A 24,960-nucleotide genomic window follows, 5' to 3' on the forward strand; every position below is an offset into this window, starting at 1 on the left:
CATCTCATGCCTGTGCTTGCCAGCCTGTGACCATCCCCGGGAACAACGCAACGGGGCGCCGTTATTGTTGTGCAAACCATAGAGCAGGAACCCGCCGAGGGGAAGCAAAAGCACAAAACCTCCCCTTGCGCGCGGGGATTTGCCGCTCCCATCTACGGGGGTATCTCGACACCATCGGAGGATCCCAGATGTTGAACCGAAAAACCGCCGCCATGATGCTGGCGGGCGTTGTTGCGCTTGCCCCCCTGTCGCCACTGCACGCCGAAGAGCTGCGGCAGTTGCATGTGACCGGTGAGGCCAGCATGGATGTGGCGCCGGATCAGGCCGTCATCACGCTGGGCGTGCGGGCGCAGGCCGAAGAGGCGGGCGCGGCGATGGAACAGGTGTCGGTGCAAATGAACGAGGTCATGACGAGCCTGGCCGACAGCGGCATCGCGGGTGAGGACATGCAGACGCAGCAGATCTCCATGCATCCGGTCTGGAGCCAGATCCGCCGCGACGGGCGGGAGGAGCGCACCATTACCGGGTTCGAGGCGTCGAATCTGCTGCTTGTGACCCTGCATGACATCGACGCCATGGGCGGGGTTCTGGATGACGTGCTGCGGGCCGGCGCCAATGAGTTCCGCGGGCTGTCGTTTTCCTACAGTGAGCGCGACGCGGCACAGGATGGGCTGCGCACCCAGGCGGTGGAAGATGCGATCCACAAGGCGCGGCAGCTGGCCGAGGCCACCGGCATGGCGCTGGGGCCGGTGCGGGAAATCCGCGATGGCGGCCCCCAGGGCGGCGCGCCGATGATGGCCATGGAGATGGCGCGTTCGGCGGATATGCCGATTTCGCCGGGGTCGGTGAACCTGCGCCACAGCGTGTCGGTGACCTTTGACATCCTGGAGCCCTCGGGGCCGAATTGAGTAGCGCTACTCCCCTGTTGCAAAACGGAAAAAGGCCGGGACACCCCGGCCTTTTGCAGGTTTGGTTCAGAAGCGGTGCCGCGGGCGTGATGCCTCAGCCGCAGGCCTTGGCGAGGGCCTGATCCAGGTCGCGGATCAGATCGTCGGCATCCTCGATCCCGATGGAGACGCGCACCACGTTGGGCCCGGCGCCGGCGGCCTCCTGCTGCTCCGGCGTCAGCTGCCGGTGGGTGGTGGAGGCGGAGTGGATGATCAGCGAGCGGGTGTCGCCCAGGTTGGCCACGTGGGAGAAGATCTCCAGGCTGTCGACCAGCTTGACGCAGGCGTCATAGCCGCCCTTGATCGCCACCGTGAACAGGCCGCCGGTGCCCTTGGGGTAGCAGCGTTTGGCGCGTTCCGCATAGGGCGAGGAGGGCAGGCCGGCGTAGGTCACGTAGTCGACGCGCGGGTCATTCTCCAGCCAGGTTGAGACCTTCTCGGCGTTCTCCACATGGCGCTGCATGCGCAGGGACAGGGTCTCGATCCCCATCAGGGTGTAATGCGCCGCCTGCGGGTTCATGGTCATGCCGAGATCGCGCAGGCCGATGGCGATACCGTGGAAGGTGAAGGCGAGATTGCCGAAGGTCTCGTGGAATTTCAGCCCGTGATAGGCCGGCTCGGGCGCCGACAGGGACGGGAACTTGTCCGACGCGGACCAGTCGAAAGCGCCGGAATCGACGATGCAGCCGCCGGTGACGGTGCCATTGCCCGTCAGGTATTTGGTGGTGGAATGCACCACCAGCGTCGCGCCATGCTTGATCGGTTGGCAGAGATAGGGCGTGGCTGAAGTATTGTCGACGATCAGCGGCAGGCCGGCGGCGTCGCTGACATCGGCCACCGCGCGAATATCGGTGACATAGCCGCCGGGGTTGGCGACGGATTCGCAAAACACCGCCCGGGTGTCGTCGTCGATGGCCTCCCGCACGGCGTCGAGGTCGTCGAAATCGACAAATTTCGCCGACCAGCCAAAGCGTTTGATGGTCTGGCTGAACTGGGTGACGGTGCCGCCATAGAGCCGGGTGGAGGCGACCACATTCTTGCCCGGGCTCATCAGCGCAAACAGCGCCATGATCTGGGCCGCATGGCCGGAGGAGCAGCAGATGGCGCCGACGCCGCCCTCGAGCGTCGCCATGCGTTCTTGCAGCACCGCCACGGTGGGGTTGGTCAGGCGGGAGTAGATATAGCCCACCTCCTGGAGATTGAAGAGCGCCGCGGCGTGGTCGGCATCGCGGAACACATAGGCCGTGGACTGGTAGATCGGCGTCTGGCGGGCGCCGGTGGCCGGGTCCGGGCGGGCGCCGGCGTGAATTTGCAGCGTATCAAAACCATAGGTGGGGCCGTCGGACATCTCTGAATACTCCCTTGTGTCGCAATCGGTGTGGGTCTGACGACAGCACACACCGGGCGCGGCGCCAGTGCAAGCGAAAGAGGCGGAGATGTGGGCCTGATTTTCAACAGGGAGGCGGGACAGCCGGTCCGCGCTGCTCAGCGCATCCAGAGCCCTTCGGATTTGATCCGGTTGCGGATCGCCTGTTCCCGGCGCGGCAGGTTCTCGCGGTCAAACAGGGCACGCACGCGGTGGCCCTTGCCCTGATAGATCAGGCGTTTCATCGGCTCGTAGCCTTTGAGCACCTTCTTGATCCAGTTCGGCGCGCTGACCTCTTCGAGGGTGGCGACGACCTGATCGCTCTCGCGCGCGTAAAGCAGCGGCAGGGTGCGGTAATGGCAGCTGACCTCCCCGTCCAGATGGCCCGGCGGCAGGCTGCTGCGCCCGCCGCCAAAGGAATGGATCACCAGCGGCAGGGCAATCTGGTCAAGCCAGGGATCGAGCGACTGGCCGACCAGCTCGCGCGGTGGGTCATCCCGGATCGTGCGGGCATAGGTGAGGAAGCGCTCGCCAAAGGTGCGCGGACAGGCACCGTAGAAATAGCCCGCGTTGAAATAGAGATAGCGTTGCCAGTATTCATCGGGCTGGTCGCGGTCGAGGCTGCTGTCAAAGTCCAGATCAAAGCGCGTATAAAGCGACCGCCAGATCGCGGCATAGCCGGGGCCATAGAGCGTGGGCTTTGGCCAGGTGCCCTCGCGCCGCAGACTGGCCGAGGGACGGGAGAAATCAAAGGGAACAGAGGTCAGGTCGCCGGTGATCAGCGTGTCGGTATCGAAGAACACAAAGGGCTCTCCCTCCGGCAGGGCGGCCAGCGCCTCGATCTTGTTGCCGTAGGCGTAGGACTGGCCAAAGACCTGGTTTTCGAAGGGCAGGATCTGGGCCTCAAGCCGGTCGAGCGTCGCCAGCACCAGGTCGTTGCGGATCGAGGGGTCGCGGCTGGGCCAGAGCGGGCCGGGTTGCGGCACGGCCACATAGAGCCGGCCCCGAAAGCCGGGGCTTTGCGCCCGGAGCGAGGCGGCAAACAGCACCGCCTCATACATCAGGCGCCCCGATTGGCCGACGATCATGATGTTGAAATTCTGCCCGGACATGACTGCTCTTGCGGTTTTTCTGCTGCCTGATCCTACCTAGGGGCAGGCGGCCCCTCTTGGCAAGCCGAAGGGGCAAGCCACAGGGCCAGTCCGCGGGGCCAGAGCACGGGGCCAGAGCGCCGGGGCGGGCGGGGCGATCTCGGACGCGGATCAGGGGGTGAGGAGTGTCACCCCCGGGATCTGGCTGAGCTGGGCTGTGTCGTCGTCATAGGCCTGCTCGATCTCCTCGATAAACTCCGGTGACCAATCGGGAATATCGAGTTCCTCTTCCAGTTCCTCTTCGATGGCGAATTTGTCGAGAAAGGCGGCAAAGACCCGGCGTTTGTAGGGCTCTGTCAGTTGCGGGCGCTCGTGCAGATAGGCGCGCAGCCGTTTCATGCCCTCGCGTTTCATGATGGTGGCGAGCATGTCCATGCCGCCCTTGACCTTGCTCTCGGCCTCGAGATTGCCGAATTCCCGCAAAAGCTGCGCCCAGATCAGCGGCGTGTCCTCGTAACACCACAGCATGATCGGCACATCCGGCACCGAGGCGCGGATGCGGCTTATCAGCGCCGACCAGCGCAGGTCGCGCGGGTTGGTCGTGCTCAGCACCGTGTTGCGCCGCCCTGTGCCGGCTTTTTCCAGCAGCTTGGGCAGGAACCCGACCGGGCTGCGAATGGCCATAAACAGGGTGAGGTCGTCGTGGGGAAACAGCGCCTTGAGCGTGCGCATGCGTTCCTCGGCCTCGGGGTAGAGGCGCTGGCCGTCCAGCGCATCCCGCTGCGAGCCGAAGAAATGGGGATTGGACAGCACCACGCGGTCGGCGTGCTCTTCTTCGAGGATGGCATCCCACAGCAAGTCCCGCGCATCGTCCGACGGGGTGCCGGTCTTGGCCGCGGCCATGCATTCTTTCAGGAGTGCGCGGTACTTTGCAGGGCCCGGCACCGAGGTGCCACGCGCCAGAAAGGCCTCCCGGTTGCGCAGGAGGGTTTTCATCAGGCGATCTTCTTCTGTTCCATGCGCGCCGGCATGAATAATGACCTGCATTTGACTGACCTGTCTGCCCTACTTTGCCCAAGGATACGGATAGAGTGCGTCAAAACCGGGGTCAAATCGCATCTTTCCGGTGGCAGCGCCGCAATTGCGCCTAGATGGCGGGGCGCGGCGGGTGTTCTTCGGTCGGTGGGCCGCGGGCGTGCGCATTGTATTGTACAATCGGGACCGGGCAGGGTAGGAATGTCGCATGACAATATGGTATCCCGATCCCGCAACCCTGACCCCGCCCCTGCATGCCAGCCTGGCCAAGATGATCGCCAAGGCGATCTCTGACGGCCGCCTGCCAAAGGGGACCCAGCTTCCGACCCATCGCAAGATGGCAGAGGAGCTGGGGTTGAGCGTGCACACCATCAGCAAGGCCTACGACAGCTTGCGGCGCCAGAAGCTCATCGATGGTCAGGTGGGGCGTGGCAGCTATGTGCTGGATCCCGACGAACACGACGGTCAGCCGTTCCAGCTGAGCTCGGAGAAGGGACAGGGGTTCGACCTGTCGATTCTGCGGCCGGTGTTTTCGCAGCAGCATGCGGACCGGTTCCAGCAGGCGCTGCGCGATCTGCCCGAGGGGCTGGACCCGAGCTATTACCTTTCCTGCCGCCCCAATGTCGGCCATGACGCGCATCGCGCCGCCGGGGTGAAATGGTTGCAGGGCTGCGGGCTGGAGACCTCTGCCGAACGCATCATCATGACCAATGGCGTCAGCCACGGCATGTCCGCGGCGCTGTCGGCCCTGACGCGGCCGGGGGATACGGTCGTGTCCAGCCAGATCACCCATCACCTCTTGGTGTCGGGCTGTTCCTATCTGGGGCTGAATCTGGCCGGTCTGGAGGTGGATGCTGAGGGCATCCTGCCGGATGCGCTGGAACGATATTGTCGGGAGAAATCCGCCAAGGTTCTGTTTTTGCTGCCGTCCCTGGCCAGCCCCACCGCCGAGATGATGCCCGAACAGCGGCGCCGGGATCTGGTCGATGTGGCGCGGCGCCACGATCTTCATATCATCGAAAACGACGCCTTCGGCCCCGTCGTGGCGGACCGGCAAGTGCCGGTTGCGATGCTTGCGCCGGAGCGCACGATCTATCTCACCACCTTTAGCAAATGCACCGTTTCGGGGCTGCGGGCCGGGTATATGGCGGCGCCGGAACACCTGGCGCCGGCCCTGACCGGGCGCATTGTCGTGTTCGGCTGGATGGCGACGCCGCTGATGTGCGAGCTGGCCACCCGCTGGGTGCTGGACGGCACCGCGGCGGAGCTGGCGCAGTGGCAGCAGCGCACCCTGATGGAGCGATTCGAGATCGCGGCGCGCGAATTGCAGGGCTGGCAGTGGCGCGGCACGCCGTCGGCGCCGCATTTGTGGTTGCCGCTGACCGAAGGCTGGACCACGGGCACCTTTATTTCCTACGCGCGCCAGTTGCAGGTGGCGGTCGCGCCGGATGCGCCGTTCCTGGCCCCGAAGACGCCGCCACAGAACGCGGTGCGCCTGTCATTGGGCAGTATTCAGGACCCGGAGCGGTTTCAGCAGGCGATGGGGCTGATCGCCGGCATGTTGAAACGCCCGCCGGAAGGGGTCATGCAACTGGCTTATTGATATTGTCGCGCGACAATAAAAAAATTGACATGCAGGACAATTCCTCTCAAGTCTGGCGCAACGGCGCGTGGACGCCGGTGAGACTTGGGAGGAAACAATGGCTCAATCCGTTACATTCACCTTGGGCGCTGCGGTTGTCGCAGGGCTTGCGCTGGGGGCTGTCGCGCCGGCGCAGGCCGACACCTGGCGGTATGCGTTCGAAGAGGCGATGACCGATGTGCAGGGCGTCTATGCGCAGAAGTTCAAGGCAGAGATCGAGGCGAACTCGGATCACGAAATCCAGCTGTTCCCCTATGGCACGCTGGGCGAATCCGCCGACATCATGGAGCAGACGCAGGACGGTATCCTGCAATTCGTGGACCAGTCGCCGGGCTTTACCGGCTCTTTGATCCCCGAGGCGCAGGTGTTCTTTGTGCCCTATCTGCTGCCCACCGATCAGGATCACCTGGCCCGGTTCTACAGCGAGAGCAAGGCGATCAACGAGATGTTCAAGCCGCTCTATGCCGAGCAGGGGCTGGAGTTGCTGAACATGTTCCCCGAAGGCGAGGTGGCGATGACCACCAAGACGCCGGTCACCACCTGCGCTGACCTAGATGAGGTCAAGTTCCGAGTGATGACCAACCCGCTGCTGGTGGAGAGCTACAAGGCCTTTGGCGCGACGCCGACGCCGCTGCCCTGGGGCGAGGTCTATGGCGGGTTGCAGACCAATGTTATCCAGGGCCAGGAGAACCCGACCTTCTTCCTCTACTCGACCAAGATCTACGAGGTCACCGACTACATCACCTATGCGGGGCACAACAATTTCACCACCGCGGTGATGGCGAACAAGGACTTCTACGACGGTCTCAGCGCCGAGGATCAGGCGCTGGTGCAGGCGGCGGCCAAGGCTGCCTATGACCACACGGTGGTCTACCAGCAGCAGGCGGCCGAAACCGAGCTGGCCAAGATCATGGAGGCCAAGCCGGAGATGGTTGTCACCGTGCTCGACGAGGCGCAACGCAGCTGTTTCAAGGACGCCGCCGCAGAGGTCGAGGCGAAGTTTGTCGAGATGACCGGCGACAGTGGTGCCGCCATTCTGGAGCAGCTGAAGGCCGATCTGGCCGCGACCGCCAACTGAGGCAGGGCATCGTGCGGAAGCGGGCCGGGTCAGTGTGCCCGGTCCGCGACACTGCGGGGAGTTTCACATGAACAATCCGAATGAGGTGGTCCTGCCGGGCGGGCTGGGGCTTCTGGATCGCGCCATCAGCAGGGCAGAGTCGGTCCTGTTGGCGGTCGGGGTGCTGCTGATGGCGGCAAATACGGTGGCCAATGTGGTCGGGCGCTACCTGCTGGGGCAGTCGATCTTCTTCTCGGAAGAGCTGAACCGGGTGCTGATCATCCTCATCACCTTTGCCGGGATCAGCTATGCGGCCCGCCATGCGCGCCATATCCGGATGTCGGCCATCTATGACGTGCTGCCCGCGGGGCTGCGCAAGGTGTTGGCGGTCGTGATCGCCCTGGTCACCGCCGCGTTCATGTTCCTGCTGTGCTATTATGCGGTGAAATACATCGCCGCGCAGGCCGGTCGGGGGCGGGTGCTGCCCGCCCTGCGCATCCCGGTCTGGATCATCCTCGTCTGGGTGCCGGCGGGGTTCTTCATGACCGGCGTGCAGTACCTGCTGACGGCGCTGCGCAACATGACCTCCGCAAATATCTATCTCTCCACCCATGTCCAGGATGGGTACGCACGCGACGAAGAAGAACTCGAAATCTGAGGGCACGGCCATGGCTGCAACGATATTCCTGACCATGATTGTCCTGCTGTTGCTGGGCTTTCCGATGATGATCCCGCTGATCGCGGGGGCCTTTGTCGGCTTTGTGATGCTGTTCGGCGATCTCGCCCGCACCGAGACCATGGTGCAGCAGATGGTGGCGGGCATTCGTCCCGCCTCGCTGATCGCGGTGCCGATGTTCATCTTTGCCGCCGACATCATGACCCGGGGCCAGTCCGCCGGGCGGCTGATCAATGTTGTCATGGCCTATGTCGGGCATCTGCGCGGCGGGCTGGCGATTTCGACGGCGGCGGCCTGCACCATGTTCGGCGCGGTGTCGGGGTCGACCCAGGCGACGGTGGTGGCGATCGGATCGCCGCTGCGGCCACGGATGCTGCAGGCGGGCTACAAGGACAGTTTCGTGTTGGCACTGATCGTCAATGCCAGCGACATCGCCTTTCTGATCCCGCCCTCGATCGGCATGATCATCTACGGTGTGGTGTCGAGCACCTCGATCGCCGAGCTGTTCATCGCCGGCATCGGGCCGGGGCTGCTGATCCTGCTGTTGTTCTCGATCTACTGCTACATCTACGCGGTGCGCAACAACGTGCCGACAGAGCCCAAGGCGAGCTCGCAGCAACGCCTGAGCACGATGCGTGCGGCGCTCTGGCCGATGGGGTTTCCGGTCATCATCATCGGCGGCATCTACGGCGGCATCTTCAGCCCGACCGAGGCGGCGGCGGCCTGCGTGCTCTATGCGCTGATCCTGGAGGTCCTCGTGTTCCGCTCGATGTCGCTGCGCGGGGTCTATGACACCGCCAAATCCACCGGGTTGATCACGGCGATCGTCTTTATCCTGGTGGCGGCGGGCAGCGCCTTTTCCTGGGTAATCTCCTTTGCGCAGGTGCCGCAGCAGATCCTCGGCGCCGTGGGCGTGGCGGAGATGGGCGAGATCGGCATCTTGTTCGTGATCTCCATCGCCTTTTTCATCGGCTGCATGTTCGTGGATCCGATCGTGGTGATCCTGGTGCTGGTGCCGGTCTTTGCCCCCGTGGTGGCCTCTGCCGGGATCGACCCGGTGCTGGTGGGGACGATCATCACGCTTCAGGTGGCCATCGGGTCGGCGACGCCGCCGTTCGGATGCGACATCTTCACTGCCATCGCCGTGTTCCGTAGGCCCTATGTGGAGGTGGTGCGCGGCACGCCCCCCTTCATCCTGATGCTGATGGGGGTTGCGGTGGCGCTGGTCTTCTTCCCGCAGATTGCGCTGTTCCTGCGCGACCTGGCCTTTGGCAAATAGGAGGCGCGTGCAATGTTCAAATCCATATTGGTTCCCTTCGACGGCTCTCAGGGTGCCGAAGGGGCGCTGGCCAAGGCGGCGGAGCTGTCGCTGCTGTGCGATGCGGAGCTGACCCTGCTGACGGTCTACCGGCATCATTCGCTGCTTGAGGCCTCGATGCATGTGGTGCAGGCCGAAGCGCCGGACGACCTGGACGCGATGATGCGCGCCCATGCCCGCGAGGTGGCGGAGCGGGGCAAGACCCTGGCGCGCGAGGCCGGGGCCCCCCGGCTGCGGGGCTTCGTCAAGGGCGGTCCGGTCGCCCGCACCATCACCGGATTTGCCCGGGATCATCAAAACGACCTGATAGTCATCGGCAGCCGTGGGCTGGGATCGCTGGAGGGGGTGTTGCTGGGCAGCATTTCCCACAAGGTGACCAGCTTTGCCGAAATGCCGGTCCTCATTGTCTAGGAACAGCCATGCCGCTTGATATTCATGTCACCCCCTCCGGCGTTTCGATGCGGCTGGAGGAACGCCCGGTGCGGCGCCGCATTGCCCTGGTGGTGCTGGCCACGGATCACACCTCGGAGCGCGACTTCGCCCGCATCTGCGACCCGGCAGAGGTTGGCGTCTACACCAATCGCATTGCCTTCGAGAACCCGACCACGCGCGACAGCCTGTTGCGCACCGGGCCGCGGCTGACCGAGGCGGCGGCGCAGATCCTGCCGGGAGAGCCGGTCGATGTGCTGGCCTATGGCTGTACCGCGGCCTCCATCGTGCTGGGCAACGCGGCGGTGACCGATCACCTGCACGCGGCCAAGCCCGATACCCCCTGCGTGACCCCCAGCAGCGCCGCGTTTGACGCCTTTGCCGCATTGGGGGTGGGCAGGATCGCGCTGCTGGCGCCCAACAGCCTGCCGGTGACGGAGGATCTGGCGCAGTATTTTGCCCGGCACGGCCCGGATGTGCTGCGCGCCACGGCGCTGGGGCTGGAGGATGATCGCGAGATGGCGCGGATCTCCGAGGCCAGCATCATCGAGGCGGCGCTGGCGGCGGATGATCCGGCAGCGGAGGCGCTGTTTCTGTCCTGTACGGCGCTGCGGGCGCTGCCCTGCATCGCGCGGATCGAGGCGGCGCTGGGCAAGCCGGTGGTCAGTTCCAATCAGGCCATGATCTGGCGCTCCCTGCGCCTGACAGGCGCGCGGCAGCCCGTGCCGGGCTATGGCCAACTTTTCACCCTCTGAACAAGACAAGACATCTGCCATGACATCATTTCCCACACTTCAGGACAGTTTCGCCGCCCGGGCGCGCATTGCCGGCGGCATTCGTCAGACACCGCTGGTGGAGTCTGACGCCCTCAGCGCCCTGACCGGCGGCCGGATCGCGCTCAAGCTGGAGCAGTTGCAGATCACCGGCAGTTTCAAGCTGCGCGGGGCCACCAATGCGGTGCTGTCGCTGAGCGATGCGCAAAAGGCGGCGGGCGTGGTCGGGGTTTCCACCGGCAACCACGGGCGCGGGCTGGCCTATGCGGCGGCGCACGCCGGGGTGCGCTGCATCATCTGCATGTCGGAGCTGGTGCCGCAGAACAAGGTCGACGGCATCCGGGCGCAGGGCGCCGAGGTGCGGATCATCGGCCGCTCGCAGGACGATGCGCAGCTGGAGGTCGACCGGCTGGTGGCCGAGGGCATGACCATGCTGCCGCCCTTTGACCACCGCGATATCATCGCCGGGCAGAGCACTCTGGCGCTGGAGCTGATCGCGCAGGCGCCGGATCTGGACAGCGTGCTGGTGCCGCTGTCCGGCGGGGGGCTGATTTCCGGCGTCGCCATGGTGATGAAGGCCGTCAATCCCGCAATCCGCATCATCGGCGTGTCGATGGAGCGCGGCGCCGCCATGCACGCCAGCCTTGCGGCCGGCAAACCGGTGCAGGTCGAAGAGCAGGAGACCCTCGCCGACAGTCTCGGTGGCGGCATCGGGCTCGACAATGCCTATACCTTCGAGATGACACGGCGGCTGGTCGACGCGGTGGTACTGGTCACCGAAGCGGAAATCGCAGCGGCCATCCGGCACGCCTATGTCGCGGAGCGTCAGGTGATCGAAGGCTCCGGCAGTGTTGGCATCGCCGCGCTGCTGGCGGGCAAGATTGACACCCCGGGGCGCTGCGTGGCGCTGATTTCCGGCCAGAACATCGACATGGCGCTGCACAAGCGGATCATCGACGGCGAGGACGTGGATGTGGCGGCGCTCACCCGGACCAAAGGAGGCGCGGATGCCTGATATCAAGATCCTGACCGAAACCGATCTGCGCGCCGCGATCCAGCTGGATCACGATGCGGTGGCCTGCGTCGAGGAGGCCTTTCACCTGCTGGCAACGCGGGAGGTGCAGATGCCGCCGATCCTCAGCTTTCACGTGCCCGAGCACAATGGCGAGGTGGACGTCAAAACCGCCTATGTGCCGGGGCTGGAAGGGTTTGCCATCAAGATGAGCCCGGGGTTCTTTGACAATCCCAAGCTGGGGCTGCCCAGCCTGAACGGGCTGATGGTGCTGTTTGATGCCAAAACCGGCATTGTGCGGGCGGTGCTGCTGGACAATGGCTATCTAACCGATGTGCGCACCGCCGCCGCCGGGGCCGTTGCCGCCCGGCATCTGTCGCGCACCGACAGCAGGGTGGCCGGCATTCTGGGCAGCGGGCTTCAGGCGCGGCTGCAACTGGAGGCGCTCTGTCTGGTGCGGGACATCAAGCGCGCGGTGATCTGGGGCCGGGATGCGGATCGGGCCGCGGCCTGCGCGCGGGACTGTGCCGCACGTCTCGGGATCGAGGTCACCACCGGCAGCATTGCCGAGGTCATGGCGCAGGCGGATGTGGTGGTCTCCACCACGCCCTCCACCACGCCGTTGATTTCTGCCGCGATGCTGCGCCCGGGACAGCACGTCACGGCGATGGGATCGGATGCGGATTACAAGAGCGAACTGGCGCCGGATGTGATCCCGGCGGCCACGGTATTTGTCTGTGACCGGCTGGCGCAATCCATCGCCCAGGGCGAATTGCGCCCGGCGCTGGCCGCCGGCACGGTCACCGATCCGCAGATCTACCCGGAACTGGGGCAGGTCATCGCCGGCACCCGTCCGGGGCGGGGCTCGGATCAGGACATCACGGTCTGTGACCTGACCGGCACCGGCGTGCAGGACACCGCCATCGCAACCCTTGCCGGAACCCGCGCCGCAGCGGTCGGGGCCGGAACCCTCATCACCAGCTGATCAATCAGGACATACCCCAATGGCAGAGCCCAAGCTGCATTTCTCCCGCGCTGAATTCCAGCAGCGGATCGACCGGACGCGCGCCGAAATGGTCCGCAACGGTCTGGATCTGTTGATCGTGACCGATCCCTCAAACATGAACTGGCTGACCGGCTATGACGGCTGGTCTTTCTACGTGCACCAATGCGTGGTGCTGCCGCTGGAAGATCCGCCGTTCTGGTTTGGCCGGGAACAGGACGGCAATGGCGCCCTGCGCACCTGTTTCATGGGAGAGAGCCAGATCATCGGCTACCCGGACCACTACGTGCAGTCCAGCGTCTGCCATCCGATGGATTACCTCTCGGCGCAGCTGGCGGACCGGGGCATGGATGGTGGCAATATCGGCGTCGAGATGGACAACTACTGGTTCACCGCCGCTGCCTACGGATCCTTGCAGAAGCACCTGCCCAACGCAAACTTCGGCGATGCCAACGGGCTGGTGAACTGGCAGCGCGCGATCAAGTCCGACGCCGAGCTGACCTATATGCGGCAGGCCGGTCGCATCGTCGAACGCATGCACCAGCGCATCTTTGACAAGGTCGAACCGGGCCTGCGCAAGAGCGACCTTGTGGCCGACATCTATGATGCCGCCCTGCGCTATGACGCGGAGACCGGTTTCGGGGGCGATTACCCGGCGATCGTGCCGCTGCTGCCGTCGGGCGCCGATGCCGCCGCGCCGCATCTGACCTGGGACGATGAGCCCATGCGCCCGAACGAAGGGACTTTCTTTGAGATCGCAGGTGTGGTGAAACGCTACCATTGCCCCCTGTCGCGCACCGTGTTCCTGGGCAAGCCGACGCCGGCGTTCCTGGATGTCGAGAAAGCGGTGCTGGAGGGCATGGCCGCCGGGCTGGAACAGGCCAAGGTCGGCAATACCTGCGAGGATATCGCCAATGCCTTTTTTGGGGTGTTGCGAACCCATGGGATCGAGAAAAACAGCCGCACCGGTTATCCGATCGGTGTCAGCTACCCGCCGGACTGGGGCGAGCGCACCATGTCCCTGCGTCCCGGCGACCGGAGTGAATTGAAAGAGAACATGACCTTTCACTTCATGACCGGATTGTGGACAAAGGACTGGGGCTTTGAAATCACCGAGAGCATTCGCATCGGTCACAACGGACCCGAGTGCCTGGCCAATGTGCCGCGTAAGATGTTGATTAAGGACTGAGAGATGAAAGCGAACCCGATAAGCGCGACAATTCCGTTTGACGAGGACGGGGTGCACCACGGCTTTCTCAAGCTGCCCTACAGCCGCGATGACAGCGCCTGGGGATCGGTGCTGATCCCGCTGACGGTGATCCGCAACGGCGCAGGCAAGACCGCGCTGCTGACCGGGGCCAACCACGGCGACGAATACGAAGGTCCGGTGGCCCTGCAGGAACTGGCCAGCCTGACCCGCGCCGAGGATGTCACCGGACGGCTCATTATCGTGCCCTATTTCAACTACCCGGCGTTTCGCGCCGCAACGCGGACCTCGCCGATCGACCGGGGCAACCTCAACCGGGCCTTTCCCGGCCGTCCCGACGGCACCGTGACCGAAAAGATCGCCGACTATTTCCAGCGCACGCTGTTGCCGATGGCGGATCTGGCGGTGGATTTCCACTCTGGCGGCAAGACGCTGGATTTCGTGCCCTTTGCCGCCGCGCATATCCTCGATGACAAGGCGACCGAAGCGGCCTGTTTCGCCGCCATGCAGGCTTTCAACGCGCCCTATTCGGTGCAGATGCGCGAGATCGACAGCGTCGGCATGTATGACACCGCGGTGGAGGAGATGGGCAAGGTGCTCGTCACCACGGAGCTGGGCGGGGGCGGCATGTCCACCGCCCGCAGCAACGCCATTGCCAAGAAAGGCCTGCGCAACGTGCTGATCCACAGCGGCATCCTGCGCGGCGAGATGCAGATCGACCCCACCGTGGCGCTGTCGATGCCGGACGATGAGTGTTTTGTGTTCAGCGAAGGCGATGGTCTGTTCGAGGTGATGAAGGATCTGGGCGAGCCGGTGACCAAGGGCGAACTGGTGGCCCGGGTCTGGCCGCTGGATCGCACCGGCCAGCCGCCGGAGGAGTATCACGCACGCCGGGACGGTGTGCTGATCAGTCGCCATTTTCCCGGCCTCATCAAATCCGGCGATTGCGCCGTGGTGGTGGGCGTGGTCGAGCGCTGACATGCAACTGGACCAACGTGATCTGGAAATCCTGCGCGTCCTGTCCACCGAGGGGCGCATCACCAAGGCGGCCCTGGCGGACCGGATCGGCCTGTCGCCGACGCCCTGCTGGGACAGGCTGAAGAAACTGGAGCAGGCCGGGCTGATCGAAGGCTATGGCGCGCGCCTGAACCTGAAAAAGCTCGCCCCACATGTGACGGTGTTCGTCGCGGTGGAGCTGGCCGATCACACCGCGCCGAGCTTTCAGTCCTTTGAAATTGCCATGCAGCGCTACGAGGAAGTCGTGGCCTGCTGGGCCCTGGGGGGCGGGTTCGACTATCTGTTGCAGATCGTCACCCGCGACATCGACGCCTATCAGCGCCTGATCGACGCGATGCTGGATGCCCGGATCGGGTTGAGCCGCTATTTCACCTATGTGGTGACCAAACCGGTCAAGGGGCAGAGCGCGCCGCCGTTGCAACTGCTCCTGCAAGGAGAGTAGCCCCGGCGCGTTCCCCCGCTGCTGCGGCGCCCGGTTGCGGGGACACTGGCGCGCCCGATGACGTGTCCTGAGACCGTCGCTCTGCGCAGGGCTTTCCTCTGCCAGCTGTGCGAACTTCAGCCACATCTTCTGTCGGGTTCAGGCAGAATCCTCTGCAAGTCAAAGGAGGATTGTGATGACTGAGACCGCTCTCTCGGCACGTTCGGACATTATGGACAAGGCGCTTGTGCGTTCTTTTTCCTACGTAAATGGCAAATGGTGTGCGGCGTCGAACGGGGAAAGCTTCCCGGTTCTGGATCCCGCCAATGGGGCCGAACTGGGTCACGTCACCAGCCTTACCGCCGAAGATTCCTCTGCCGCCGTGGATGCCGCGCAGGCGGCCTTTGCGGATTGGGCGGCGATGCTGCCGCAGGATCGCTCTGCCATTCTGCGCCGTTGGTTTGACCTGCAAATCGCCCACAAGCAGGATCTGGCGCGGATCATGGTGCTGGAGCAGGGCAAACCCCTGTCCGAAGCGCTGGGCGAAATCGACTATGGCGCGGCCTTTGTCGAGTTTTATGCCGAAGAAGCAAAGCGGCCCAATATCGAAGGCGTGACCAGCCATCTGCCCGATGCCGAGGTCGAACTCTGGCGCGAGCCGGTGGGCGTTGCGGCGCTGATCACGCCCTGGAACTTTCCGGCGGCGATGCTGACCCGCAAGGCGGCGGCGGCGCTTGCGGCGGGCTGTACCGTGGTGGCGCATCCGTCGGGAGAGACGCCGTTCAGCGCGCTGGCGCTGGCGGAACTGGCAGAGCGCGCCGGGTTCCCGCCCGGGGTGTTCAACGTGGTGACCGGCAAGGCCGCCACCGTTGTCGAGCCCTGGACGCGCGACACCCGGGTGCGGGCCCTGTCGTTCACCGGCTCCACCGAGGTGGGCAAGCTGCTCTATCGTCAGTCCGCCGAGACGGTCAAACGGCTGGTGATGGAACTGGGCGGACATGCGCCGGTCATCGTGTTCAAGAACTCTGACCTCGACCGCGCGGTGGCCGAGACCATCAAGGCGAAATTCGCCACCTCCGGGCAGGATTGCCTCGGGGCCAACCGCATCTTTGTCGAGCGCGCCATCTATGACGAGTTCTGCACCCGCTTTGTTGCGGCGACGCAGGCGCTGACCGTGGGCAAGGGGATTGATGATCCCGACATCGGCCCCTTGATGAACGAAAAAGCGGTGCAAAAACAGGAACAACACGTGGCCGACGCGCTGGAAAAGGGGGCGACCCTCGCTTGTGGTGGCAAACGCCACGCGCTGGGAACGCTGTTTTATGAACCCACCGTTCTGACCGATGTGCCCGCAGATGCGGCCATCCTGCACGAAGAGACCTTTGGCCCGGTGGCGCCGATCACGCCGTTTGACACCGAGGAAGAGGTGATCCAGCGTGCCAATGACAGCGAATATGGCCTCGTCGCCTATGTGCACAGCCACGACCCGCGCCGGATCTATCGCCTGAGCCGCGCGTTGCAGTTTGGCATGGTGGCGGTCAATCGCACCAAAGTCACTGGCGCGCCGATCCCCTTTGGCGGCACCAAACAGTCCGGCATGGGGCGCGAGGGCGCTCGGCTGGGCATGGAAGAGTTTACCGAGGTCAAATACGTCTGCCGCGACTGGGCGTAACCCTCGATGGATACGAGATTTTCCACCCCGCGGGTGGAGCACGGAAATAGGAAGGACACGAAATGCTGAAGAACGATCAACTGGACCAATGGGACCGCGACAATTTCTTTCATCCCTCGACCCATCTGGCGCAGCACGCGCGCGGTGAGAGCGCAAACCGGGTGATCAAGACCGCCTCCGGCGTCTTTATCGAGGACCGCGACGGCAACAAGCTCTTGGATGCGTTTGCCGGGCTTTACTGCGTCAACGTCGGCTATGGCCGTCAGGACATTGCCGAGGCGATCGCCGATCAGGCGCGCGAGCTGGCCTATTATCATTCTTACGTGGGGCACGGCACCGAGGCGTCGATCACACTCGCCAAGATGATCCTGGAGCGCGCGCCCAAGAATATGTCGAAGGTCTACTTCGGCCTTGGCGGCTCGGACGCCAATGAAACCAACATCAAACTGATCTGGTACTACAACAACATCCTTGGCCGCCCCGAAAAGAAGAAAATCATCTCGCGCTGGCGCGGCTATCACGGCTCCGGGCTGGTCACCGGCTCCCTGACGGGGCTTGAGCTGTTCCACAAGAAATTCGACCTGCCCGTCGAGCAGGTGATCCACACCGAAGCGCCTTACTATTTCCGCCGCGAGGATCTGAACCAGACCGAAGAGCAGTTCGTGGCCCATTGCGTGGCCGAGTTGGAAGCGTTGATCGAGCGTGAAGGTGCCGACACCATCGCTGCCTTCATCGGTGAGCCGATTCTGGGCACCGGGGGCATCGTGCCGCCGCCCGCAGGCTATTGGGAAGCGATCCAGACAGTTCTGAAGAAACACGACATTCTGCTGGTTGCGGATGAGGTTGTCACCGGCTTTGGCCGTCTCGGCACCATGTTCGGCTCGGATCACTACGGTCTGGAGCCCGACATCATCACCATCGCCAAGGGTCTGACCTCCGCCTATGCGCCGCTTTCCGGTTCCATTGTCAGCGACAAGGTCTGGAAGGTGCTGGAGCAGGGCACCGATGAAAACGGCCCCATCGGCCACGGCTGGACCTACTCCGCGCACCCCATCGGGGCGGCGGCGGGTGTGGCCAACCTGAAACTCATCGACGAGCTGAACCTTGTCAGCAACGCCGGCGAGGTGGGGGCCTACCTCAACGCCACCATGGCAGAGGCGCTGGGCGAACATGCAAATGTGGGCGATGTGCGTGGCGAGGGCATGCTCTGCGCGGTGGAATTTGTGAAGGACCGCGACAGCCGCACCTTCTTTGACGCCGCCGACAAGATCGGCCCGCAGGTTTCGGCCAAACTGCTGGAGCAGGACAAGATCATCGCGCGCGCCATGCCGCAGGGCGATATCCTGGGCTTTGCGCCGCCCTTCTGCCTGACTCGCGCCGAGGCCGATCAGGTGGTCGAAGGCACTGTGCGCGCGGTGAAATCCGTGCTCGGCTGAGATCACGCCCGTCCTGCAAGAATGCACTGTCCCCCGGTTGGCCGATGCCAGCCGGGGGATTGCGTTTGGGCGTAGCTCTTCGGGGCTGGCTGGGCAGGGATACGTCGCAGGTTCACACCGGCTCTATCGCAACACAGCCGCAAAAATCCGTGGCCCTTGCACATTCTGCGCGACAGGGTCCTTCGTGTCATGGTTGTGATAGAGGGGATGTATCCAAGCTTGAGACCAGAGCAGATTTGGAACGGACCTTCCTGTTCGCCCGGGCGCGCCGCAGTCGCGGTCGGACGGAACCGGGGTCAGAGCAGGGGCCGCAGCAGGGGGACCAGATGAGCAATACTGATGATCCGCAGGAGGCTGGGATAAAGGCCAGCGCCATCGCCTGGGCACGCACCATGTATGACCTGTCCGGCTGGGTCTGGGACCACACCGGGGGCAAGCTGGCCTCCGGCGCCGAAAGCACCGAGGCCACCGCAGAGACCGCGATGCAGAAGATGCGCGCGCGTATGGATCCGCGCCCCGTCAAAACGGTCGTGCCGCCGGGGGCATCCGCGCAGGAGGAAGCGGCGATCGACCAGCTCTTTGCCGATTTGCTGGATCACCTCGACACCCATGCCGGGAGCGAGGATCTGACGCAGGCCAAGCAGATGTTCGTCGCGGTGGTCAATCGGGTGGATCAGGCGAAACAGGATATTGCACAGCGTGCGCTTGACGCAAAGAAAGTTGAGCTGTCGGACCGGCTGAAGGCCATTCCCTTTTCGACCGAGGTGACAGACGCCGAGGCACGCGCCTTTGCCAAGAGCCGCAGCGCGCTGTCACGGGTGATTGCCGGGGCGACCGACCTGTCCAAGCTGGAGCCGGTCGAGCCCGCCCTGACCAAGCTTGAAAAGGCGGTGACGGCTGCCTTGTCGACGGTGGGACCACGCCAGCAGGCGCAGGACCAGATCACCGCCGCACGCAGCGCGCGTGACGCGATGGCCAAGGTCGTCGACCGAGGCTACTACAAGGCCGTCACCGATGCGATCGCGGCGGCGGACAAGGCATTGCGCGCGGCCAAAACAGCGTCGGAGATCACGTCGTTGCGGGCCGCCTTGAAGGCGGTCATGGACAAGGAAGGCGACGCGCGTGCCTATGCGGCGGAATATGAGAGCAAGTCGCTCAAGGTCGAGCTGTACCTCTCCGTGCACGCGCCCGACCCGGATCGCGACAACCGCAGCCCCGCCCATGCGGCCTGGATCGCCCTGGCCAAATCCGCAGCGCAGAAATCGGCTGCGCTTGATTTCAGCGGCGCGCGGGCGGAACTGGCGAAGTTCGAAACCCATTCTGCGGTGTCCGGTGATGGCGCAAACGTCAGCGGCTGCGGGAGTTTCGCCGCCGCCTACGACAGTTTCATGGCGAACTATGATGACAAACGCCTGTTTATCAAAGGCTCCAAGATCCGGGGCGCGGGCGCGATGGATGCGGATCTGGCGGCGGCGCGCAAGAAAGGCATCTGCGACAAGGACTGGGCCGCGGCAAAAACGCTGCTGGAGGATTTGCAGGACAAGATCGACAAGCTGCATCCGGTCGCTGTCGAATGGCGCAAGATCTATCCGCTGACATCGTCTCTGGGCAGTTCCGATCCCTTGCGGCAGGCGGTGGACGCTGCGAAATCGAAACTGAACTCGGACGGCAGCGGCGATCACGCGGCGGCAAAGGCGGCGTTGACTGGGGTAACGGGCACAGAGCGCAAGCGCGCGGCCACGCTGGCGCGGCTGGCGGCGGTCAAGAAACGGGTCGAAGGCATCGACACCAGCGCCTTTAGCGCGGCGCACAGCCATGCCAACGGACTGGTGTCCGGCGTGGAGGGCGATATTCCCGGTGATCTTGATGCGGCCAATACCGGGCTGGATGCGCTTGAGCCGAAACTGGATGCGATCGAGGCCTGGATGCCGCTGATGACGGATGCGCGTGCGGCGCGGGCGTTGCAGGATGCATCGGATACCTATGGGTTCCTGGATGACGCCATTACCGAGGCCGGCAAGAACGACTATGCCAAAGCCAGGACAAAGGCGGCAGCGGCCCTGACCAATTATCAGCTGCTGGCGCGGTATCAGCCGCTCCGGGCGCAGGTGACCGGGGTGCGGGACTGTCAGACATCGGGAACGCCCCCCTATGATATGGTGGATGCGGCGCTGACAGAGGCGCATGATCTGGCGACCGTGCAAAAGGATCTGACAAAGGCGATCACCCGTCTGCAACAGGTGCTGGCGGACCCTGCGCTGGCCGAATTGGCGCATGAGATCGGCCTGTGGCAACAGCAGTATCCGCGCGTGAAGAAACAGCACGACAAGATCACCACCGTGATGGAACCGGCCGCGGCCAAGAAGACCCTGACCGATGCCATGGCGGCGGTCGAAGACAAGGCGAATACCGATCACGATTACCCGGGGGCGATGGAGCTGCTGGAGACCCATCGGCAAGCGCTGGTGGCCGGGCGCGCCTATGTCGCCAATCGCAAACGCGCCAAGTCGTTGAAAAAGGCGCTGGACCGGGCGGTTGCGACCTTTTCCGGCGTGCCGGATGTGGAACAGAAACTCTATGGCCACACGGACGACAGCAAGCTACGGGCGGCGATGAAGGCGGCAGATGATCTCGCCATTGCGGGGAAGGTGGCGGATGCCGCCAAGGCCTATGCGGCGCTGCTGACATCATGGCAGGGTTTTGCCAAGGAAACCGCCAAGCTGCACGAAGCCGCAGATGCGGTCGGGTCAAACGCGGGCCATTCGATCGACCGGCATGGCGCCGATGTCACGGATGCGGAGCTGCTGGCGCGACTGACCACCGGGGTCGCACCGGATGGCAAGACCTCGACGACCAGGGCCTCGTCGAAGTTCGACACGTTCGAAGCCTGGTTGCAGGCGCGCGAAGAAGGTGCGGCGATGCTGGAGCAGAAATCGCACCCCGGCAGCAGCGACACCATCAAGGTCTCCGACACCTCGGTGCCGGCGGACGTGAATGCGGTTGTGGCGATGAAGGCGGAGATCGACCATCAGGGGCCGATCGACAAGGCCTATGTCGGGGTGAAACCCGCCCCGGGTGTGGACCCGGTCAAGGGCAAGATCGGCAAGGGAGACACCTACGAGACCTATGAGGCGCTCGACGGGATCACCCGCAGCCAGACGCTGTGGCTGTTCGAGATTGATTTCTCCGGGCTGACGATCCCGCCGGTGGGCCATGTGTCCCCCCCGGATTTCAGGCACAAGGGCGACCCCAAGGCCTATATCGACATCTACACCACCGAGCATGGAGCGGCACCGGCCAGCATCCCCGGCAAGTGGGTGATGATGCAACTGTTCCCGCTGGTCGACAAATGGAACCAGGAGTTGCAGGATTATGAAACCTAGTCAGAGGTTTGAGAGATGAAGATCAACTACTACGTGGTGCGGCGCTACCTGAGCTGGCTGACAGAGGGGCGTGCAGCCTCCGACCCGGATCGCCTCGACGACTGGGAGAGCTATGAGCCCGACATGGACCAGATGATACGTGAGGCCCGCGAGGCGGGCGACGAGGTCCTGCTCAAGCGATCCCTGGATTCGCTGATCGCCGACCCGGACGGGCGCATTGATGCCTTTGCCGGGCAGGTGCACGGGTTCGACGAGGATGATCTGGTGGCGCTGTTTACGGCCGCGTTCGACTATCTGTGGCCGGACGAGATGCTGAGCGAGCCGGGCGCGGGGCCGGCGCTGGAATTCGTGCCGATGTCGGATGAGGAATGGGCCGCGCGGCAAGGGCAGGGCTGAACCGGAGGAGGGTGCAATGGCGACGGGCGACACTGATCCCAGCTTCGATCTCGATGTCATTCAATCACTGATCAAGAAGGGCAAGGCGGGCGGGGGGCCTTTTCCCTTTGCCTTTGGTCTGGCGGCCAAGCCGGAGGCCTGCGGGTTCCTGCCGCATCTGCGCAAACCGGTGAAGGCGTTGAAATCCGAACTCAAATCCACCAGCCCGGCGATCAAGAAAGTCTGCGTCGGAACCTTTACCGTGGAGGAGGGGCAGCTTCGGCTCAGCTGCGAAAAGCCGATCAAGGGGATCATCCGGCAGCTGCGGGTCCGGTTTCGCAAGGCCGGGCTGGGCAAGTTCAAACCCGTGCTGGTGGGCCCCGATGGGCAGGAGATCGACGAGGACAGCCTGCCGGATGACGACGGCGCAGAGGAGCGCCAGCCGGCGGATCACACTGCATCGGATACGGCCACGGCAGATGCTGCAGCGCCGTCAGAGGATGGCGGGGCCACCCTGAAAGCGCAGCTGGTGTCGTTGAACGCGCGGCTGAAAGAGGCGCCCGAGGATCAGCGCGCCAAAATGGCAAAGGTCCTTCAGCTCGCCGTTGCCAAGCTGAAGGCGGGGGATATGGCCACCGCCCAAAAGGCCGCGGATCAGCTGGCTGCTGCGCTCGACCGCAATGGCGCCGAGACCGCGCGCGAAACTGGCGACACTGCGGCCCCCGGCGCGCCGCTGGACATCTGGATCGCGGCCAAGGACACGGTCGACGGGCAGATTGGGCAATTGCAATCGGCCTTGCGGGGGATCAGGCATCCGGCTTTTGACAGGATTGCGGACCTGGGGCTGGCGGGTCTGTCCGGGGGGACGATGAACACAACATTGATGGCTGCCCTCTATGACTACAGGGACGCGCCGGCATCCCGGCAGGAGGACAGCCGCACCGCACTGCGCGCCGCCGTCGGGACCTATCGTGCGTTCCTGCACTCCGATCCCGTTGTGGCCCATTGCGAGAACAACCCCTTTGGCGTGCGCCTCACGCTGATCGAAACCCTGGGCGGGGCGCTGGATCGCATCGAGAGCGAGCTGAAGACCTAGGGTCCGGCGCCGGGGCTGCGGGCTTGGCGGGGTCGTGCTTCAGCGCCGCCCGTGCCCTGCCGCGGGTCGAGGGGCGAAATCTGCGCTTTGCCGATCACCGCGGGTTGATCCTTCCGTCCCGGTGGCGATAAGCTCGCTGTCCAATATGACCCACGCCCCAGATCCCACTGATGATCCCTGTTCCGATGCGGCTGCCCCTCCGGCGCCGCTCTTGACGTTCGAGCTGTTCGTACAGCCCGGGTTCTCGCATCAGGAGCTGTCGTCGATCCTGGCGGTGCTGGAGGCGGCCAATGCGATGGAAACCGGGGCCTATTTCACCTGGCAGATCACCTCCGACTCGCCCGGGCTGCTGGCCAGCAACGGCGACATGCTGGTCCGGGCAGAGCCGGCGATCGGGGTGCAGTATCTGCGCGATGTTCTGTTTGTTGTCGGTGGGCGCAATTGCAGTGGCGGCAGCTGGCTGCCCCGGGCGCGCGCCATGCAGAAGGAACGGCGCCCGGCCTTTCTGTTGTCGGAGGCGGCGGCGGAGTATATCCGGCGATCCGCGCCCCTGTCCGGACCGGTCACCACCCATTGGCTGGAGGCGCGCACGCTGCAGGAGACCGGAGACTATCCGACGCTCTCCAACCATCTGGTCGAGGACAACTCCGGTCTGCTGACTTGCGCCGGTCGCGGCCACACGGCAGAGCTTGTGATCCGTCTGCTGGCGCAGGTCCTGTCGCCGCAGGACTGCGCGGAATTGACGAGCCTCCTGGTGCTGGAGGCCACCCGGGGCTTCAGCGGCGAGCAGCCCAAGGGCGCGGCCCGGAACACCAATCTGCTAGAGGCCCGTCTGGTCAAGGCGATGGCGGTGATGGAGGCCAATGTGGAGCATCCGCTGCCCACCGCAGAGATCGCCGAGCACGCCGGGGTGTCGATCCGGCATCTGGAGCGCCTGTTTCTGACCCATCTACACACGACGCCGGCCAAACACTATATGAAGCTGCGGTTGAAACTGGCCAACAAGCTGATTTCGGACACCAATCTGCCGATTGCGGAGATTGCCTTTGCCAGCGGCTTTGCCTCTTCGACGTCGCTGGCACGGGCCTATCGCCGCGACTATGGGATGACGCCCTATCAGGTGCGCGCCCGCGATCGCGGTGTCTGACCGATCCGCCGCGCACTCGCTCCGCCGGGGTTTGTCAACAATTAACCGTCTTCTGCTAGGGTCGATGCGGGTCCAGGAGGTCGCCGACACTGGCGGCGCCACCACGGGCTGGCGCGTGGCTGCCGGGGCGCCTGCGCCCTGCGTCGGGTTGGAAAGCAGAGACGATCATGACGGTATATGTCGTTACGGCATCGAACTATAACGAGCCTGCGTTCTGGGCAGGAATTGCCGAAGCGGAGGCGGGGCACACGCTTGATTTCAGCCCGCTGCCGCCGGGGTTCGAATTCTCCGTAAACGCCGCGACCAACAGCATTTCAATCTGGAACGGTGTGTCCTGGTACAGGATCGGATCGCGGGGCAACGCAAGAGTGGATGCCGTTCTGGGCGGTGCAACGCACACGGATCAGTTTACCACGCTCATCGGTCGCGACCGAGGCGGCGCGCGCCAGCGGATGGTCCTAGGGCAAGAGGCTGCGACGCAGCCGCTGCCCCCCGGCGCGGCCACCACGCTGGAGGTCAGCAACGTCGCAGAGACGCCGGTCGACCTCTATGTGATGGGTGGCTCGGGCGAGCCGCTGCACATCGCCGACATCCCCGGGGGCGCGACCTATATCGCCACAACTGCGGCCGGAACGCGATGGATGTTGCAGGACCGTGCTCGGGCAGAGCGGGTGTGGATCAACGTAGATGGCCCCACCCGGATCACGACCCGCATCACCACCCAGAGCGCCTCGGAACCGGTGGCCGTCGGGGAGATGCCGGTGACGTCTGCTGCGGCGACCGGATGAGGCATGACGCCCGGCATACTGCATGGTCCCTTGACCGCTGCGATCTATCTGGTCGCGACGGGCCGGAGG

Annotated in this window: 22 protein-coding genes; 19 read left to right on the plus strand and 3 right to left on the minus strand. The window is 64.4% G+C overall.

Annotated elements, in window-relative coordinates:
• Nucleotides 1-188 precede the first annotated feature (188 nt).
• Nucleotides 189-908, plus strand: a complete 720-nt coding sequence (locus MHM97_RS14495; protein WP_239323078.1) for an SIMPL domain-containing protein — start codon at nt 189-191, stop codon at nt 906-908.
• 94 nt (nt 909-1,002) lie between these two features.
• Here the strand turns inward: MHM97_RS14495 and MHM97_RS14500 are convergent, their stop codons facing one another.
• From MHM97_RS14500 to MHM97_RS14510, 3 genes are all read right to left on the minus strand, one after another.
• Nucleotides 1,003-2,295 carry an O-acetylhomoserine aminocarboxypropyltransferase/cysteine synthase family protein gene (locus MHM97_RS14500; protein WP_239323079.1) on the minus strand — a complete coding sequence of 431 codons (1,293 nt, stop codon included), beginning with the start codon at nt 2,293-2,295 and terminating at the stop codon, nt 1,003-1,005.
• Between the two features lie 137 nt (nt 2,296-2,432).
• Nucleotides 2,433-3,425, minus strand: a complete 993-nt coding sequence (locus MHM97_RS14505; RefSeq protein WP_239323080.1) for a hypothetical protein — start codon at nt 3,423-3,425, stop codon at nt 2,433-2,435.
• 150 nt (nt 3,426-3,575) lie between these two features.
• Nucleotides 3,576-4,400, minus strand: a complete 825-nt coding sequence (locus MHM97_RS14510) for a hypothetical protein (RefSeq protein WP_239323081.1) — start codon at nt 4,398-4,400, stop codon at nt 3,576-3,578.
• A gap of 247 nt (nt 4,401-4,647) precedes the next feature.
• Between MHM97_RS14510 and ehuR the strand changes: the two genes are divergently transcribed.
• The 18 genes from ehuR to MHM97_RS14600 all read left to right on the plus strand — a co-directional run bounded on the left by ehuR (nt 4,648) and on the right by MHM97_RS14600 (nt 24,891).
• Nucleotides 4,648-6,042 (plus strand): MocR-like ectoine utilization transcription factor EhuR, encoded by a 1,395-nt coding sequence (ehuR, locus tag MHM97_RS14515; protein WP_239323082.1) that lies wholly within the window; start codon nt 4,648-4,650, stop codon nt 6,040-6,042.
• 97 nt (nt 6,043-6,139) lie between these two features.
• Nucleotides 6,140-7,159: a TRAP transporter substrate-binding protein gene (locus tag MHM97_RS14520; protein WP_239323083.1), complete on the plus strand. Its 1,020-nt coding sequence runs from the start codon at nt 6,140-6,142 to the stop codon at nt 7,157-7,159.
• 67 nt (nt 7,160-7,226) lie between these two features.
• Nucleotides 7,227-7,796 carry a TRAP transporter small permease gene (locus MHM97_RS14525; protein ID WP_239323084.1) on the plus strand — a complete coding sequence of 190 codons (570 nt, stop codon included), beginning with the start codon at nt 7,227-7,229 and terminating at the stop codon, nt 7,794-7,796.
• A gap of 10 nt (nt 7,797-7,806) precedes the next feature.
• Nucleotides 7,807-9,093 carry a TRAP transporter large permease gene (locus MHM97_RS14530; protein ID WP_239323085.1) on the plus strand — a complete coding sequence of 429 codons (1,287 nt, stop codon included), beginning with the start codon at nt 7,807-7,809 and terminating at the stop codon, nt 9,091-9,093.
• Between the two features lie 12 nt (nt 9,094-9,105).
• A complete protein-coding gene (locus tag MHM97_RS14535) occupies nt 9,106-9,543 on the plus strand; it encodes a universal stress protein (protein WP_239323086.1) in 438 nt (145 codons plus the stop codon).
• 8 nt (nt 9,544-9,551) lie between these two features.
• Nucleotides 9,552-10,316, plus strand: coding sequence for an ectoine utilization protein EutA (gene eutA, locus MHM97_RS14540; RefSeq protein ID WP_239323087.1), 765 nt, complete (start codon nt 9,552-9,554; stop codon nt 10,314-10,316).
• Between the two features lie 19 nt (nt 10,317-10,335).
• Nucleotides 10,336-11,349 carry a hydroxyectoine utilization dehydratase EutB gene (gene eutB, locus MHM97_RS14545; protein WP_239323088.1) on the plus strand — a complete coding sequence of 338 codons (1,014 nt, stop codon included), beginning with the start codon at nt 10,336-10,338 and terminating at the stop codon, nt 11,347-11,349.
• Nucleotides 11,342-12,331, plus strand: a complete 990-nt coding sequence (locus MHM97_RS14550) for a cyclodeaminase (protein ID WP_239323089.1) — start codon at nt 11,342-11,344, stop codon at nt 12,329-12,331. The genes eutB and MHM97_RS14550 overlap by 8 nt, the downstream gene beginning before the upstream one ends.
• Nucleotides 12,332-12,350: 19 nt before the next feature.
• A complete protein-coding gene (gene doeA, locus MHM97_RS14555; protein WP_239323090.1) occupies nt 12,351-13,538 on the plus strand; it encodes an ectoine hydrolase DoeA in 1,188 nt (395 codons plus the stop codon).
• Nucleotides 13,539-13,541: 3 nt separating this feature from the next.
• Nucleotides 13,542-14,534, plus strand: coding sequence for a N(2)-acetyl-L-2,4-diaminobutanoate deacetylase DoeB (gene doeB, locus MHM97_RS14560; protein WP_239323091.1), 993 nt, complete (start codon nt 13,542-13,544; stop codon nt 14,532-14,534).
• Between the two features lies 1 nt (nt 14,535).
• Nucleotides 14,536-15,015 carry an Lrp/AsnC family transcriptional regulator gene (locus MHM97_RS14565; protein WP_239323092.1) on the plus strand — a complete coding sequence of 160 codons (480 nt, stop codon included), beginning with the start codon at nt 14,536-14,538 and terminating at the stop codon, nt 15,013-15,015.
• 175 nt (nt 15,016-15,190) lie between these two features.
• Nucleotides 15,191-16,666, plus strand: a complete 1,476-nt coding sequence (locus tag MHM97_RS14570) for an NAD-dependent succinate-semialdehyde dehydrogenase (RefSeq protein ID WP_239323093.1) — start codon at nt 15,191-15,193, stop codon at nt 16,664-16,666.
• Between the two features lie 62 nt (nt 16,667-16,728).
• Complete coding sequence (locus MHM97_RS14575; RefSeq protein ID WP_239323094.1) at nt 16,729-18,102, plus strand: aspartate aminotransferase family protein; 1,374 nt, start codon at nt 16,729-16,731, stop codon at nt 18,100-18,102.
• 326 nt (nt 18,103-18,428) lie between these two features.
• Entirely contained in the window at nt 18,429-21,485 is a 3,057-nt protein-coding gene (locus MHM97_RS14580) for a hypothetical protein (protein WP_239323095.1), read from the plus strand.
• 15 nt (nt 21,486-21,500) lie between these two features.
• Nucleotides 21,501-21,881, plus strand: coding sequence for a hypothetical protein (locus tag MHM97_RS14585; RefSeq protein WP_239323096.1), 381 nt, complete (start codon nt 21,501-21,503; stop codon nt 21,879-21,881).
• Nucleotides 21,882-21,897: 16 nt separating this feature from the next.
• Nucleotides 21,898-22,956: a hypothetical protein gene (locus MHM97_RS14590; RefSeq protein WP_239323097.1), complete on the plus strand. Its 1,059-nt coding sequence runs from the start codon at nt 21,898-21,900 to the stop codon at nt 22,954-22,956.
• Nucleotides 22,957-23,101: 145 nt separating this feature from the next.
• Complete coding sequence (locus tag MHM97_RS14595; RefSeq protein WP_239323098.1) at nt 23,102-24,103, plus strand: GlxA family transcriptional regulator; 1,002 nt, start codon at nt 23,102-23,104, stop codon at nt 24,101-24,103.
• A 167-nt stretch (nt 24,104-24,270) separates the two neighbouring features.
• Nucleotides 24,271-24,891 (plus strand): hypothetical protein, encoded by a 621-nt coding sequence (locus MHM97_RS14600; RefSeq protein WP_239323099.1) that lies wholly within the window; start codon nt 24,271-24,273, stop codon nt 24,889-24,891.
• Nucleotides 24,892-24,960 lie beyond the last annotated feature (69 nt).

Source organism: Epibacterium sp. Ofav1-8, from assembly GCF_022348185.1.
Classification (GTDB): Bacteria; Pseudomonadota; Alphaproteobacteria; order Rhodobacterales; family Rhodobacteraceae; genus Epibacterium.